The following is a 14444-nucleotide window of genomic DNA, read 5'->3' as shown; positions in this document are numbered from 1 at the left end:
CCGACACCGGGACCGCCGTGAGCGGCGGGAAGGCGGGAGCGCCCGCCGCGGCGAAACCCGCCCGCGCCCGCGGCAGCCGCTCCCCGCTCGCCTCCTTCGCGCTGCACGCCACCCTCGTCGGCGCGTCCGTGATCGCCGTCTTCCCGGTGCTCTGGATCCTGCTGACCTCGCTGAAGCCCGCGCAGCACGCCATCACCACCGACTTCGTCAAGGAACCCACCCTCGCGAACTACGGCCACCTGCTGGAGGACACCCACTTCCTCAGCTGGTTCGCGAACTCCGTCCTCGTCGCCGGCGTCACCACGGTGCTCGGCGTGTTCATCGCCGCCACCACCGGATACGCCGTCAGCCGCTTCAAGTTCCCCGGCATGAAGCCCCTCATGTGGACCCTGCTCGTCACGCAGATGTTCCCCATGGCGATCCTCATCGTCCCGCTCTACAACCTGATGGGAGAGCTCGGGCTGCTCAACCAGCCGCTCGGCCTGATCATCACGTACCTCACCATCGCCGTGCCGTTCTGCGCGTGGATGATGAAGGGCTTCTTCGACACCATCCCCATCGAGATCGACGAATCCGGACGCGTCGACGGACTCAACCCCTTCGGCACCTTCTGGCGGCTGATCCTCCCGCTCGCCAAGCCCGGCCTCGCCGTCACCGGCTTCTACGCCTTCATCACCGCCTGGGGCGAAGTCGCCTACGCCTCCGCCTTCATGGTCGGCGAGGAGAACCTCACCCTGGCCGGCGGACTCCAGACCTTCGTCACCCAGTACACCTCCAACTGGGGAGCGATGAGCGCGGCCTCCGTCCTCATCGCGATCCCCGCGGCCGTCTTCTTCCTCTTCGCCCAGCGTCACCTCGTCGCCGGGATGACGGCAGGCGCGACCAAGGGCTGACCACCCCGATTCGCCGACCATCCGCGCCCGTCCGCTTCACCTCCCGGCCCGACCTCTCCAAGGACGACATGACCCAGCACCTCGCCGACGCACTTCCCGCCCCGACCGGCACCCTGCCCGGTTGGTGGAGAGAAGCGGTGATCTACCAGGTCTATCCGCGCAGCTTCGCCGACTCCAACGGGGACGGCATGGGGGACCTCGAAGGCATCCGCACCCGACTGCCCTACCTCAAGGAGCTCGGCGTCGACGCCGTGTGGCTGAGCCCCTTCTACGCCTCCCCGCAGGCCGACGCCGGCTACGACGTCGCCGACTACCGCGCCATCGACCCCATGTTCGGCACCCTGCACGACGCCGACGCGGTGATACGCGAAGCCCACGACCTGGGCCTGCGCATCATCGTCGACCTCGTCCCCAACCACTGCTCCGACCAGCACGAATGGTTCAAGCAGGCGCTGCGGGAAGGGCCCGGCACCCCGCTGCGCGAGCGCTTCCACTTCCGCCCGGGCCGCGGGGCCGACGGCGAGGAGCCCCCGAACGACTGGGAGTCCATCTTCGGCGGACCCGCCTGGACCCGCGTCGCCGACGGCGAGTGGTACCTGCACCTCTTCGCCCCCGAACAGCCCGACTTCAACTGGGAACACCCCGCCGTCCAGGACGAGTTCCGCTCCATCCTGCGGTTCTGGCTCGACCTCGGCGCCGACGGCTTCCGCATCGACGTCGCGCACGGCCTCGTCAAGGCCCCCGGCCTGCCCGACCTCGGCCGCGACGAACAGCTCAAGCTGCTCGGCAACCAGGTCCTGCCCTTCTTCGACCAGGACGGCGTCCACGAGATCTACCGGTCCTGGCGCACCGTGCTGGACGAGTACGCCGGCGACCGCATCGGCGTCGCCGAGGCCTGGACCCCCAGCGCCGACCGCACCGCCCTGTACCTGCGCCCCGACGAACTCCACCAGGCGTTCAACTTCCACTACCTGAACACCGGTTGGGACGCCGAGGCGCTGCGCGGCGCCATCGACGACTCCCTCGACTCGATGCGGCCCGTCGGCGCCCCGACCACGTGGGTGCTGTCCAACCACGATGTCGTGCGCCACCGCACCCGCTTCGGCAGCCTGGAGCGGGCCCGCGCCGCCGCGCTGCTCATGCTGGCCCTGCCCGGATCGGCGTACGTCTACCAGGGCGAGGAGCTCGGGCTGCCCGAGGTCGTGGACCTCCCGGACGAGGTCCGCCAGGACCCGTCCTTCTTCAAGGCCAACGGGCAGGACGGCCTGCGCGACGGCTGCCGCGTCCCGATCCCGTGGTCCGGCGAGCAGGCCCCGTACGGCTTCGGCGACGGCGGCAGCTGGCTGCCGCAGCCCGCCGAGTGGGCGGGCCTGAGCGTCGAGGCGCAGACCGGCGACCCGGCGTCCACCCTGGAGCTGTACCGGGCCGCCCTGCGGATCCGCCGCGAGGAGGCCGACCTCGGCGCGGGCGACCACGTCGAGTGGCTGCCCGCCCCCGCCGGGGTGCTGGCGTTCCGCCGGGGCCGCTTCGTGTGCACCGTCAACACCACCGGGGAGGCGGTCGCGTACGCGGCTCCGGGCGCGGTGCTGCTCGCCAGCACCGACCTCGACACCGCCGCAGTCCCGCACGGGGTCCTGCCCGCCGACAGCGCCGTGTGGTGGCGGGGGTGACTTCCCCGCTGCGGCTGACGGACATCGCCGCGCAGGCCCAGGTCAGCGAGGCGACCGTCAGCCGCGTGCTCAACGGCAGGACGGGCGTGGCCGCCGGCACCCGGCACAAGGTGCTGGCGGCGCTCGACCTGCTCGGCTACGAACGGCCCGTACGGCTCAAGCGCCGCAGCAACGGCCTCGTCGGGCTGCTCATCCCCGAGCTCACCAACCCGATCTTCCCGGCGTTCGCCCAGGTCATCGAGCAGGCGCTGGCCGGGCACGGGTACACGCCGGTGCTGTGCACGCAGACACCGGGCGGGGCCACGGAGGACGAACTCGTCGAGCAACTGGAGGAGCGCGGCGTCACCGGCATCGTGTTCCTGTCCGGGCTGCACGCCGACGCGCACGCCGACCCGTCGCGTTACCGGAGACTGGCGGCGCGCGGCGTGCCGTTCGTCCTGATCAACGGGTTCAACGAGGGCATCAGCGCGCCCTTCGTCTCGCCGGACGACCGGGCGGCCGCCGACATGGCCGTCCGGCACCTGGAGGAACTCGGGCACCGGCGGATCGGCCTGGCGATCGGGCCGACGCGGTACGTGCCGTCGGCGCGCAAGGAGCAGGGGTTCCTCGCGGCCGTCCCCTCGGCCGAGGAGGAGGGGCTGATCCAGCGCACCCTGTTCACGGTGGAGGGCGGCCACGCGGCCGGCGGGGCCCTCCTCGACCGGGGCTGCACCGGCATCGTGTGCGGCAGCGACCCGATGGCACTGGGCGTCGTACGGGCGGCCCGCGAGCGGGGGCTGCGGGTTCCGGAGGACGTGTCGGTGGTCGGCTTCGACGACTCCCCGCTCATCGCGTTCACCGACCCGCCGCTGACGACGGTCCGCCAGCCGGTCCGCGCCATGGCCACGGCGGCCGTCGGCGCCCTCCTCGAAGCGGTGGCCGGCACCCCGGTCCAGCGCACGGAGTACGTCTTCCAACCGGAACTGGTGGTACGCGGCTCAACGGGCCCGGGGCCGGGGGAGTAGAGGGGCGGGGGTGTAGGGGCGGGGCCTGAGGGGGCGGGGGTGGTGCGTTGGTCGGGCCATCCGGGGCGGGGTGCCCGTGATCCGGGTCAGGGAAGGTTTGGGGGGTTCCCGCCGGTCTCATCGTCTCTCCGCGTCGGGCCGGTCCCTCAAGGGCGCTCCCTTCGGTCGCGTCGCTTCGCGATGGCCTTCGGCCACCCTTGACCGACCGACCCGCCACGAAAATCCGAAGACCGACGGGAACCCCCCAAGAGAACGGTCACGGGTCAGAGGAGCAGGGACGGGTCCCTCAGTGACGAGACGAGGGACCGGGCGCTGCCAGGCCGGGCATTCGGGCGCGCCGTACCTTCCCCGGGGCCACGACCACGCCCCACCCACCGGACGAGGCAGATCGCTACGCGTTTCTCGCGGCCGGTGTCCTACGGCTGTCCGGTGGAGAGAACCGGCTCAGTCAACGGACTTCTCGATGGCCTCGAAAATGTCGGCGTCGGTTTCCTGCTGCCAGGTGGGTAGTTCGGGCCAGTCGGCGACGTACCCGGGCTTCGGGTCCTCGAACTGCTTGTACATCTGGGCCGTCCAGCACGTCGCGACGAACCGGCCCTTCTGCTCGCGTGACAATCGGGACGTGTGGCCGCCGCTGAGCTTCACGAACTGCCGTACCTGTTCGTAGACGGAGCCGGCCGCCTCGCGCTCCCACTGCGGCGTATCGGCCCACGGTGTGACGTAGCCCGGCTTGGGCTCCCCGGGAAAATGCTGGTGGACGCCCGCGATCCACGTCTCCCGGAACAATCGTGCGCCTTCGGTCTGTGGCATGCCGACCCTTCTCCTCACGGTGTGTTCAGCATGGCGATGCCCGCTCCCAGCTCTGCCACGCGACGGTCGTTCCTCATCGGGCCGAACTCGTCGCACAGCGCCAGGAGTCTACGGGCGATATAGCCGGATGATGAGGCCCGCGCCAGATGGATGGCCTGCCATCCGTACGCGATGAGCTGTTCAGGATCGCGCCGCCTTGCCCCGACGGCGGCCAGGTCCGCGAGCACGACGCCCTTGCGACGGTAGGACTGTCCGGACAGCAGAACGGCTTGATGCAACGCGGAGTTCAGCGTCTCCTCTGCCGCGTCCAAGCGGCCGAGCTTCAGGTACCGGGCTCCTCTCTCCTCGGCGAGTCGTGTTCCGTCGAATCGCAACCAACCGCCATTGGTGCTGTCGGAAGCGAGGTCGCGGACCTTCTCCGCTCGGTCCAGTGCATGTTCGCAAGCACTCAGGTCACCAAGGCCCGCGTAGGCCTCCGCCTGGACCGACGCGACCCACTGGCGGGTGGACAGACTGCTGTTTCCTCGTCCGGCCAACCGCTCGGCCGCGTCGAGCATCTGTGCCGCCTGACCGTAGCGCTGCTCGGACATGTCCACATAGGCGTGGCGAACGAGGGCGCAGGCCCACAGGTCGTATGCGTCCGCGTCCTTGCTGACGGAGGCCGCGAGCGTGTAGGAAGCGGCCGCATCGGCGTACCTGTTGCTGTCGAAGGCGACTTCACCTGCCATTTGGAAGAGATCGGCAGCGGCACTCAGGAGGAGGCGGGAATTGCCTCGGCCGGCGGACAGTGCCTCGTTCAATGTCGTCAGCTGGTCACGAATGATCGTGTAGACGGAGCCTTTGGAGCGGGCCAGTCGATAGACCTGCCAAAGGTGGGCGTTCATCAGCTCGAAGTCTGCAGGCGTTCCCCTTGCCGCCCCGCCCGAGAGGGCGTCGGCATCGTCCAAAGGGAAGGAAGAGAGCGCCCCGCTGATCGTGAGAATGCGGAGGAATTCGCGGCGGATCATCTCGTCGAGGTCTCCCGCGGTCGGGTGGTCACTGCACTGCTTCCCCGGGGCCTCAAAGCCTGCGGCTCGTGGCTGGGCGAGGAGGTCTTCGAGCTCTTGGAGGCTGATCCCGAGGGTGGTTGCCAGGCGTCGTCGCTGGGGTGGTTGCGGCTCGACCTTGCCGCTTTCCCAGCGCCCGACCGTCGTACGGTCCACGCCGAGCAGTTCGGCCAGTTCCTCCTGACTGTAGCCCAGGGCCCTCCGCCGTCCAGCAAGTCCCATTCCGGTCCCTTCTCGCAGTTCGGAACCTCGTGCACGGATCTGCGTCAAGCCTGCCGCATCGATGCTGTGGAGTCCGCCGACTTCCGTCGGTTTCCTTGGACTTGTAGCGAACGGGTCGTCGAGTCGGGAAAGGGATGAGCCATGGCAATGGATGGCACGGAGGGTCTGCCTTCGGGCGGGCCCGGTGGGCTCCAGCCCCTCGTGAGGGCCCACGGCGCGGGCTGGGGAGCGTGTTTCGGGATCAGCGAGGAACTGCTTGAGCGGGCACATGCCGGTTGGGAACTCTTCGCCTTCTCCCTTGAGGAGTCGGTCGATGAGTGAGCGGTACGAGTACGTGCCCCATCGGCTCCTGCGTCGCCGGGTTCGCGATGTCGCCTCCGGCGTCGAAGGCGAACTGATGGCCGTGGTCAACGAGAACGTCTCGGATACGGCAGTGGAGCGCTGGATGGAGCTGGCCTACATACGTGCCGAGTCCGGTCGTGAATTCACCACCTCGGTCGCCAACGTCGCCCCCGCCGCTGACCGGCCCCAGGCGGCTCGCGGACGCTGAACCGGGCGAAGAACGCACGGATCTGAAGCGCCTTGGCCGTCTGATGGGCCCTGAGGCCGATTTCCTCGTCCTGACGGGCGGGTAGGGGCGCTTGGCCGCGCTCGTGGACCGGCCGCAGGTCCTCCGCCCTCCCCGCACGCCCGGCCTGGCGGCGCCCGGCCCCTCGCCTCGTCACTGAGGGACCCGTCCCTGCTCATCTCTGCCCCGTGACCGTTCTTTTGGGGGGTTCCCGGCGGTCTTCGGCTTTCCGGGACGTGCCGGTCGGTCAAGGGTGGCCGAAGGCCATCGCGTAGCGACGCGACCGGAGGGAGCGCCCTTGAGGGACCGGTACGGCACGGGGAGACGATGAGACCGGCGGGAAGCCAACAAACCCGCTCTGATCCGGAGGAGTTGAACTCCGCACCCGGTGGGCCGACCGGCTGCTCGGCTCGGGGCCGGAAACAAATCTGCAACCTCTTGCGCAAACTCTTGCAACACTCCCGGCCTGGCTCTACGGTCGCGTGCAATCCCCACCTCTACGCCAGGAGGCCCCCGCATGCCTGTCAGAGCCGCCAGAGCTGCAACCCTTTTCGCCGTCGCCGCAGTTGCCGCCGCCGGGACCCTCACCGCCCAGGCGCCGCAGGCGCGGGCCGCCGCGCCCGGGGAGCGGGACGTGACCGCCGTGCTCTTCGAGTGGCGGTTCGACTCCGTCGCCAAGGCCTGCACCGACAGCCTCGGACCGGCCGGGTACGGGTACGTCCAGGTCTCGCCGCCCCAGGAGCACGTCCAGGGCAGCCAGTGGTGGACCTCGTACCAGCCCGTCAGCTACAAGATCGCCGGACGGCTCGGCGACCGGGCCGCCTTCAAGGCCATGGTCGACGCCTGCCACGCCGCCGGCGTCAAGGTCGTCGCCGACTCGGTCATCAACCACATGGCGGGCCCGGCGGACGCGGGCGCGACCCACACCGGGACCGGCGGGAGTTCGTACACGAAGTACGACTACCCCGGCCTCTACTCCGGCGCCGACATGGACGACTGTCGGGCGACGATCTCCAACTACCAGGACCGGGGCAACGTCCAGAACTGCGAGCTCGTGCAGCTGGCCGACCTGGACACGGGGGAGGACTACGTACGGGGGCGCATCGCCGGGTACCTCAACGACCTGCTCTCCCTCGGCGTCGACGGGTTCCGGATCGACGCCGCGAAGCACATGCCGGCCGGTGACCTCGCGAACATCAAGTCCCGGCTGACCAACCCCGGCGCGTACTGGAAGCACGAGGCCATATTCGGTGCGGGCGAGGCCGTCTCGCCGAGCGAGTACCTCGGCAGCGGCGACGTCCAGGAGTTCCGCTACGCCCGTGACCTCAAGCGGGTCTTCCAGAACGAGAACCTCGCCCACCTGAAGAACTTCGGCGAGGCCTGGGGCCACATGCCCTCCGCGCAGAGCGGCGTGTTCGTCGACAACCACGACACCGAGCGCGTCGGCGACACCCTCAGCTACAAGAACGGCTCCGCCTACACCCTGGCCAACGTCTTCATGCTGGCCTGGCCCTACGGCTCCCCGGACGTGCACTCCGGCTACGAGTGGTCCGACAAGGACGCCGGCCCTCCCAACGGCGGTACGGTGAGCGCCTGTTACGCCGACGGATGGAAGTGCCAGCACGCCTGGCGCGAGATCTCCTCGATGGTCGGCTTCCGCAACGCGGCCCGCGGCCAGTCCGTGACGAACTGGTGGGACGACGGGGGCGACCGGATCGCCTTCGGGCGCGGCGCGAAGGCGTACGTGGCCATCAACCACGAAGGCTCCGCGCTCACCCGCACCTTCCAGACCTCCCTGCCGGCCGGCGCCTACTGCGACGTGCAGAGCGCTCGCGCCGTGACCGTGGACGGTTCGGGCCGCTTCACCGCGACCCTCGGCGCGGGCACCGCGCTCGCCCTGCACGTCAACGCCCGTACCTGCGGCGCAACCCCGGAGAACCCGTCCCCGACGACGGGAGCCTCCTTCGCCGTCACCGCGACGACCGTGCCCGGGCAGAACGTGTACGTCACCGGCGACCGGGCCGAGCTCGGCAACTGGAACCCGGCGTCCGCCCTGAAGCTCGACCCGGGCGCCTACCCCGTCTGGAAGCTCGACGCGGCCCTCCCGGCCGGTACGGCCTTCGCCTACAAGTACGTGCGCAAGGACGGCGCCGGGAACGTCACCTGGGAGAGCGGCGCCAACCGTACGGCCACCGTCCCCGCGAGCGGCAAGGTCACGCTGACCGACACCTGGCGCAACTGAGCCGCCGTCCGCAGACCAGGGCCGCCCGGCACCCATCGGACCCGCCACCGCCGGGCGGCCCTCCACCCCGTGACCGAGGAGAACCCGCCTTGATACGCCCCGTCGCAGGAGCGCTCGCCGCCGCACTGGCCGTGACGCTCCTGCCCGTCCTCCCGGCGGCGGCCGCCGCACAGGCCCCCGCCCCGCCCTCGGACGCGAAGTTGGCCACCACGCCGGCCCGGCACGACCTGACCCGGGAACAGTTCTACTTCGTCCTGCCCGACCGGTTCGCGAACGGAGACCCGCGCAACGACCGCGGCGGCCTGACCGGCACCCGGCTCCAGACCGGTCTGGACCCGACGGACAAGGGCTTCTACCAGGGCGGTGACCTCAAGGGCCTCACCGACCGGCTCGACTACATCAAGGGTCTCGGCACCACCGCCATCTGGATGGCGCCGATCTTCAAGAACCAGCCGGTCCAGGGCGAGGGCAAGGACGCCTCGGCGGGCTACCACGGCTACTGGATCACCGACTTCACGCAGGTCGACCCGCACTTCGGCACCAACGCCGACCTGGAGAAGCTGATCGACAAGGCGCACGGGAAGGGGATGAAGGTCTTCTTCGACGTCATCACCAACCACACCGCCGACGTCGTCGACTACCGCGAGGGATCCCACTCCTACCTGTCGAAGGGCGCGTTCCCCTACCTGACCAAGGACGGCGTCCCCTTCGACGACGCCGACTACGCCGACCACGCCGACGCCAAGGGCAGGGACACGTTCCCGAAGGTCGACGCGGAAGCCTTCCCCCGCACCCCCTTCGTCCCCGACGCGAAGAAGAACGTCAAGGTCCCCGCCTGGCTGAACGACCCCACCATGTACCACAACCGGGGCGACTCCACCTTCGCCGGCGAGTCCTCCGAGCAGGGCGACTTCTCCGGGCTCGACGACCTGTGGACGGAGCGTCCCGAGGTCGTCAGCGGTATGGAGAAGATCTACGAGAAGTGGGTCAAGGACTTCCGGATCGACGGCTTCCGCATCGATACGGTCAAGCACGTCAACACCGAGTTCTGGACCCGGTGGGCCACCGCCCTCGACGCGTACGCCGCCGAGCGCGGCCGCGACGACTTCTTCATGTTCGGCGAGGTCTACTCCGCCGACACCGCCGTCACCTCCCCGTACGTCACCCGAGGCCGCCTCGACGCCACCCTCGACTTCCCGCTCCAGGACGCCATCCGCGCCTACGCCTCCCAGGGCGCGGCAGCCGGCCGGCTGGGCTCCGTACTCGCCGACGACTACCGGTACACCACCGACAAGGCGAACGCCTACGAGCAGGTCACCTTCCTCGGCAACCACGACATGGGCCGCTTCGGGACCTTCCTGAAGCAGGACCGGCCCGGGGCGGGGGAGCAGGAGCTCCTCGACCGCTACCGGCTCGCCAACGAGCTGATGTTCCTCTCCCGGGGCAACCCGGTGATCTACTCCGGCGACGAGCAGGGCTTCACCGGCGCGGGCGGCGACAAGGACGCCCGCCAGCCCCTCTTCGCCTCCCGGACCGCCGACTACCTGGACGACGACCAGCTGGGCACGGCCCGTACCCACGCGAGCGACGCCTACGATCCGCAGCACCCGCTGTACCGGCAGATCGCCGCCCTCGCCCGGCTCACCGAGGCGCACCCGGCCCTGCGCGACGGCGTGCAGAGCGAGCGCCTCGCCGACGGCCCCGTGTACGCCTTCGCACGGACCGACGCCCGCACCCGGACCGAGTACCTGGTCGCCGCGAACAACGCTCCCGAGGCCCGCACCGTCGAGATCGACGCCCCCGCCGGCGCCCAGTACCGCCTCCTGTACGGGGGCACCGCCCTGGTCCGCGCCTCCGCGGCCGGCAAGCTCACCGTCCCGCTGCCCGCGCTCGGCTCGGTGGTCCTGCAGGCCGTGGCGCCGCTCGCCGCGCCCACCGTCAAGCCCGCTCTCACCCTGAAGGCCCCGGCGCCCGGCGCCACCGGAACCGTCGAGCTGTCCGCCGAGGTCACCGGCGGCGGCCTGAACCGGGTCGTGTTCGCCGCGCAGACCGGCACCGGGAAGTGGCAGGTCCTCGGCTCCGCCGACCACGCCCCGTACAAGGTCACCCAGCACGTCACGGCTCCGGCCGGGACGCCCCTGCGCTACAAGGCCGTCGTCATCGACTCGGCGGGACGCACGGCCGGCGCCCTCGCCGCCTCCGTCGCCGGGCAGGCGCCGCCGAAGGAGACCCCGACCGCCACCCAGCGCGACTACGCGGTCGTCCACTGGAACCGCCCCGACGGCGACTACGCGAACTGGCGGCTGTACGCCTGGGGAGACGTGGCCGACGGCGAATCCACTCCGTGGCCGGAGGGGCACGCCTTCACCGGCCGCGACGCCTACGGAGCCTTCGCCCACGTCAAGTTGAAGCCCGGGGCCTCCTCCGTCAGCTACCTCGTCATCGACAAGGACGGCAACAAGGACGTCGCCGGCGACCGCACCATCGACGTGACGAGGACCGGTGAGATCTGGCTCGAACAGGGCAAGGAACCCGCCCGAACCGAGCCTCCCGCCCAACCGCCGCAGGACACGACCAAGGCCGTCCTGCACCACCAGCGCCCCGACGGCGCCCACGACGGCTGGGGCCTGCACGTCTGGACCGGCGCCGCGAACCCCACCGACTGGTCGAAGCCGCTGATGCCCGCCCGGTTCGACTCCTACGGAGCGGTCTACGAGGTGCCCCTCGCGCCCGACGCCACCAGCCTGAGCTACATCCTCCACAAGGGCGACGAGAAGGACCTGCCCACCGACCAGTCCCTCGACCTGAAGGCCACCGGCCACGAGGTGTGGATGCTGGCCGGCCGCCGGACGTACCTGCTGCCGCAGCCCGCAGGATCGGCCGCCGCCCTCGACCTCACCAAGGCCGAAGCCGTCTGGATCGACCGGGACACCGTCGCCTGGAAGGCACCCGCCGCAGCCGCCTCCGTACAACTCCTCGCCTCCCGCGAGGGCCGGATCACGGCGGACAACGGCGTCCTGCGCGAAGCCGGCGCCGGCCGGCTACGGCTGAACCGCTCCGAACTCACCGCCGCCCAGAAGCAGAAGTTCCCGCACCTGGCGGCGTACCCGGCCTTCACCGTCGACCCCCGCGACCGCGACCGCGTACGGCAGGCCCCGCGCGGCCAGCTCGTCGCGAGCGCCCGCGCCGCGAACGGCGCCGTCCTCGCCGCCACGGGCGTCCAGCTCGCCGGCGTCCTCGACGACCTGTACGCGACGAACACCGCCCTCGGCCCCGTCTTCAAGGACGGCCGACCCACCCTGTCCGTGTGGGCGCCGACCGCCCAACAGGTCGCCCTCGAACTCGACGGCCGCACCGTGCCCATGCGCCGCGACGACACCACCGGCGTCTGGTCGGCGCGCGGCGAACGCTCCTGGACCGGCAAGCCCTACCGGTACGCCGTGACCGTGTGGGCGCCCAGCACCCGCCAGGTCGTCCGCAACCTCGTCACCGACCCCTACTCCACCGCCCTCACCGCCGACTCGACGCACAGCCTCGCCGTCGACCTCGCCGACCCGAAGCTCGCCCCGCCCGGCTGGAAGGACCTGCGCAAGCCGGCGGCGGTCCCCTTCACCTCCGCCCAGATCCAGGAACTGCACGTCCGGGACTTCTCCGTCGCGGACCGCACCAGCAGCCACCCCGGCCAGTACCTGGCCTTCACCGACACCGGCTCGGCCGGCATGAGGCACCTGCGCGACCTGGCCGCCTCCGGCACCTCGTACGTCCACCTGCTGCCGGCCTTCGACATCGGCACCATCCCGGAGAAGCCCGCCGACCGCACCGAACCCGCCTGCGACCTCAAGGCGTACGCCCCCGACAGCGCGGAGCAGCAGGCCTGCGTGACGGCCGCCGCCGCGAAGGACTCGTACAACTGGGGCTACGACCCGCTGCACTACACCGTGCCCGAGGGCTCGTACGCGAGCGACCCGAACGGCACCGCCCGTACCGTCGAGTTCCGCAGGATGGTCCAGTCGCTGAACGGGGCCGGGCTGCGCACCGTGATGGACGTGGTCTACAACCACACCGTCGCCTCCGGGCAGGCCGACACGTCGGTACTGGACCGCATCGTCCCCGGCTACTACCAACGGCTCCTCGCCGACGGCGGCGTCGCCACCTCCACCTGCTGCGCCAACACCGCTCCCGAGAACGCCATGATGGGCCGGCTCGTCGTGGACTCCCTGGTCACCTGGGCCAAGGAGTACAAGGTCGACGGGTTCCGCTTCGACCTGATGGGCCACCACCCGAAGGACAACATCCTCGCCGTCCGCAAGGCCCTCGACGCCCTGACCCCCGCCAAGGACGGCGTCGACGGCAAGAAGATCGTCCTCTACGGGGAGGGCTGGAACTTCGGCGAGATCGCCGACGACGCCCGGTTCGTCCAGGCCACGCAGAAGAACATGGCGGGCACCGGCATCGCCACCTTCTCCGACCGGGCCCGCGACGCGGTCCGGGGCGGTGGCCCCTTCGACGAGGACCCGCGCGTCCAGGGCTTCGCCTCCGGCCTGTTCACCGCTCCCAACGCCTCACCGGCCAACGGGACCCCCGCCGAACAGCGCGCCCGGCTCCTGCACTCCCAGGACCTGATCAAGGTCGGATTGTCCGGGAACCTCGCCCCGTACACCTTCACCGACACCACCGGCCGCCTCGTCAAGGGCTCCGAGGTCGACTACAACGGCTCCCCGGCCGGTTACGCGGCAGCGCCCGGCGACGCCCTCGCCTACGTCGACGCCCACGACAACGAGACCCTCGCCGACGCCCTCACCTTCAAGCTCGCGCAGGGCACTTCACCCGCCGACCAGGCCCGCATGCAGGTCCTGGCCATGGCCACCGCCGCCCTCTCGCAGGGCCCGGCCCTCTCCCAGGCGGGCACCGACCTGCTCCGCTCGAAGTCCCTGGACCGCAACTCCTACGACAGCGGGGACTGGTTCAACGCCCTGCACTGGGACTGCCGGGACGGCAACGGCTTCGGCCGGGGCCTGCCGCCCGCGGCCGACAACCAGTCGAAGTGGACGTACGCGAAACCCCTGCTCACCGGCCCGGCCCCCGGCTGCGCCGAGATCACCGCGACGTCGGCCGCCTACCGGGACCTGCTGCGGATCCGTACGACGGAGAGCGCCTTCGCCCTCACCACGGCGGACGCCGTCCAGTCGAAGCTGGCGTTCCCGCTCTCGGGCCCCGAGGAGACGCCCGGCGTGATCACCATGACCCTCGGGGACCTGGTGGTCGTCCTCAACGCCGCCCCCACCGCCCAGCGCCAGCGCGTCCCCGCCCTCGCGGGCACCGCGTACGCCCTGCACCCCGTCCAGCGGTCGGGCGCCGACCCGGTGGTCAAGTCCGCCTCGTACGACGCGACGAAGGGGGAGTTCACCGCGCCGGCCCGCTCGGTCGCCGTCTTCACACGACGGTGAGCCGGTCCAGCCGCTTCTCCAGCAGGATCACCCCGTAGAACCTGCCGTCCGCCCCCTCCTTGTGGGGGAACTCCCCGACCACCCGGTAGCCCGCGTTGCGGTAGTACGCGAGGAGCCGGGGGTTGGTGGAGACGCAGTCCAGCCGGACCCGGGCCAGCCCGGACCGGGCGACGCGCCGCTCGACGTGTTCGAGCATGCGGCGTCCGGTCCCGGCCGGAGCGGTCCGACGGTCCACCATCAGCCGGTGCACGTACCCCGCGACCGGCGGCTGGACCCCCCACGCCTCCTCGTCGGACCACCACAGCTCGTACGCCCCGACGATCCGCCGGTCGGGGTCACCGGCGAGCCACACCTCGCCCTCGCGCATCTTCCTCACGAAGTGCGCGGCGTCCTTCTCACCGGGCTTCCACTGCTCGATCCCGCGCTTCTGCATCCACCGGGCGGCCTGGTCGTACAGGTCGACCAACGTGCCGACGTCCTTCTCCACGGCCCGACGGAACAGGATCTCGTCGTCAATGATCACGCGGGCATTATCGCCACAG

The 14444-nt window shown here is 70.8% G+C and carries 9 protein-coding genes; 6 read left to right on the top strand and 3 right to left on the bottom strand.

Features of this window, described 5'->3' with window-relative positions:
• Positions 1-17 precede the first annotated feature (17 nt).
• From ACFY0I_RS27125 to ACFY0I_RS27115, 3 genes are all read left to right on the top strand, one after another.
• Positions 18-893 (top strand): sugar ABC transporter permease, encoded by an 876-nt coding sequence (locus ACFY0I_RS27125; protein WP_388900801.1) that lies wholly within the window; start codon positions 18-20, stop codon positions 891-893.
• A 68-nt stretch (positions 894-961) separates the two neighbouring features.
• Positions 962-2563 carry a glycoside hydrolase family 13 protein gene (locus ACFY0I_RS27120; RefSeq protein ID WP_388900726.1) on the top strand — a complete coding sequence of 534 codons (1602 nt, stop codon included), beginning with the start codon at positions 962-964 and terminating at the stop codon, positions 2561-2563.
• The gene (locus ACFY0I_RS27115; protein ID WP_388900724.1) at positions 2551-3567 is read left to right on the top strand and encodes a LacI family DNA-binding transcriptional regulator; all 1017 of its coding nucleotides are present in this window, start codon (positions 2551-2553) and stop codon (positions 3565-3567) included. Before ACFY0I_RS27120 ends, ACFY0I_RS27115 begins: the two co-directional genes overlap by 13 nt.
• Positions 3568-4011: 444 nt before the next feature.
• On the opposite strand, the gene ACFY0I_RS27110 is transcribed toward ACFY0I_RS27115, so the two are convergent.
• Positions 4012-4377, bottom strand: coding sequence for a hypothetical protein (locus ACFY0I_RS27110; RefSeq protein ID WP_385572162.1), 366 nt, complete (start codon positions 4375-4377; stop codon positions 4012-4014).
• Between the two features lie 14 nt (positions 4378-4391).
• Complete coding sequence (locus tag ACFY0I_RS27105) at positions 4392-5645, bottom strand: multiprotein-bridging factor 1 family protein (RefSeq protein WP_388900722.1); 1254 nt, start codon at positions 5643-5645, stop codon at positions 4392-4394.
• A 313-nt stretch (positions 5646-5958) separates the two neighbouring features.
• Between ACFY0I_RS27105 and ACFY0I_RS27100 the strand changes: the two genes are divergently transcribed.
• From ACFY0I_RS27100 to pulA, 3 genes are all read left to right on the top strand, one after another.
• Positions 5959-6195, top strand: coding sequence for a hypothetical protein (locus tag ACFY0I_RS27100; RefSeq protein ID WP_388900720.1), 237 nt, complete (start codon positions 5959-5961; stop codon positions 6193-6195).
• Positions 6196-6730: 535 nt separating this feature from the next.
• Entirely contained in the window at positions 6731-8455 is a 1725-nt protein-coding gene (locus ACFY0I_RS27095) for a carbohydrate-binding module family 20 domain-containing protein (RefSeq protein WP_388900718.1), read from the top strand.
• An 89-nt stretch (positions 8456-8544) separates the two neighbouring features.
• A complete protein-coding gene (gene pulA / locus ACFY0I_RS27090) occupies positions 8545-13902 on the top strand; it encodes a pullulanase-type alpha-1,6-glucosidase (RefSeq protein ID WP_388900716.1) in 5358 nt (1785 codons plus the stop codon).
• Here the strand turns inward: pulA and ACFY0I_RS27085 are convergent.
• Complete coding sequence (locus ACFY0I_RS27085) at positions 13889-14425, bottom strand: GNAT family N-acetyltransferase (protein WP_388900714.1); 537 nt, start codon at positions 14423-14425, stop codon at positions 13889-13891. The two genes, pulA and ACFY0I_RS27085, sit on opposite strands and share 14 nt — an antisense overlap.
• Between the last annotated feature and the right edge of the window lie 19 nt (positions 14426-14444).

The sequence above is a fragment of the Streptomyces sp. NPDC001568 genome, from assembly GCF_042893755.1.
In the GTDB taxonomy this organism is placed as follows: domain Bacteria; phylum Actinomycetota; class Actinomycetes; order Streptomycetales; family Streptomycetaceae; genus Streptomyces.
The sequence above is the reverse complement of the archived record's forward strand: the minus strand, read 5'-3'. Positions and strand labels throughout refer to the sequence as shown.

What these genes read in the sequence shown, in the direction of transcription:
- ACFY0I_RS27120 (WP_388900726.1), top strand. Translation starts at nt 962, where the DNA reads ATGACCCAGCACCTCGCCGACGCACTTCCCGCCCCGACCGGCACCCTG.
- ACFY0I_RS27110 (WP_385572162.1), bottom strand. Translation starts at nt 4,377, where the DNA reads ATGCCACAGACCGAAGGCGCACGATTGTTCCGGGAGACGTGGATCGCG.
- ACFY0I_RS27105 (WP_388900722.1), bottom strand. Translation starts at nt 5,645, where the DNA reads ATGGGACTTGCTGGACGGCGGAGGGCCCTGGGCTACAGTCAGGAGGAA.
- ACFY0I_RS27100 (WP_388900720.1), top strand. Translation starts at nt 5,959, where the DNA reads ATGAGTGAGCGGTACGAGTACGTGCCCCATCGGCTCCTGCGTCGCCGG.
- ACFY0I_RS27095 (WP_388900718.1), top strand. Translation starts at nt 6,731, where the DNA reads ATGCCTGTCAGAGCCGCCAGAGCTGCAACCCTTTTCGCCGTCGCCGCA.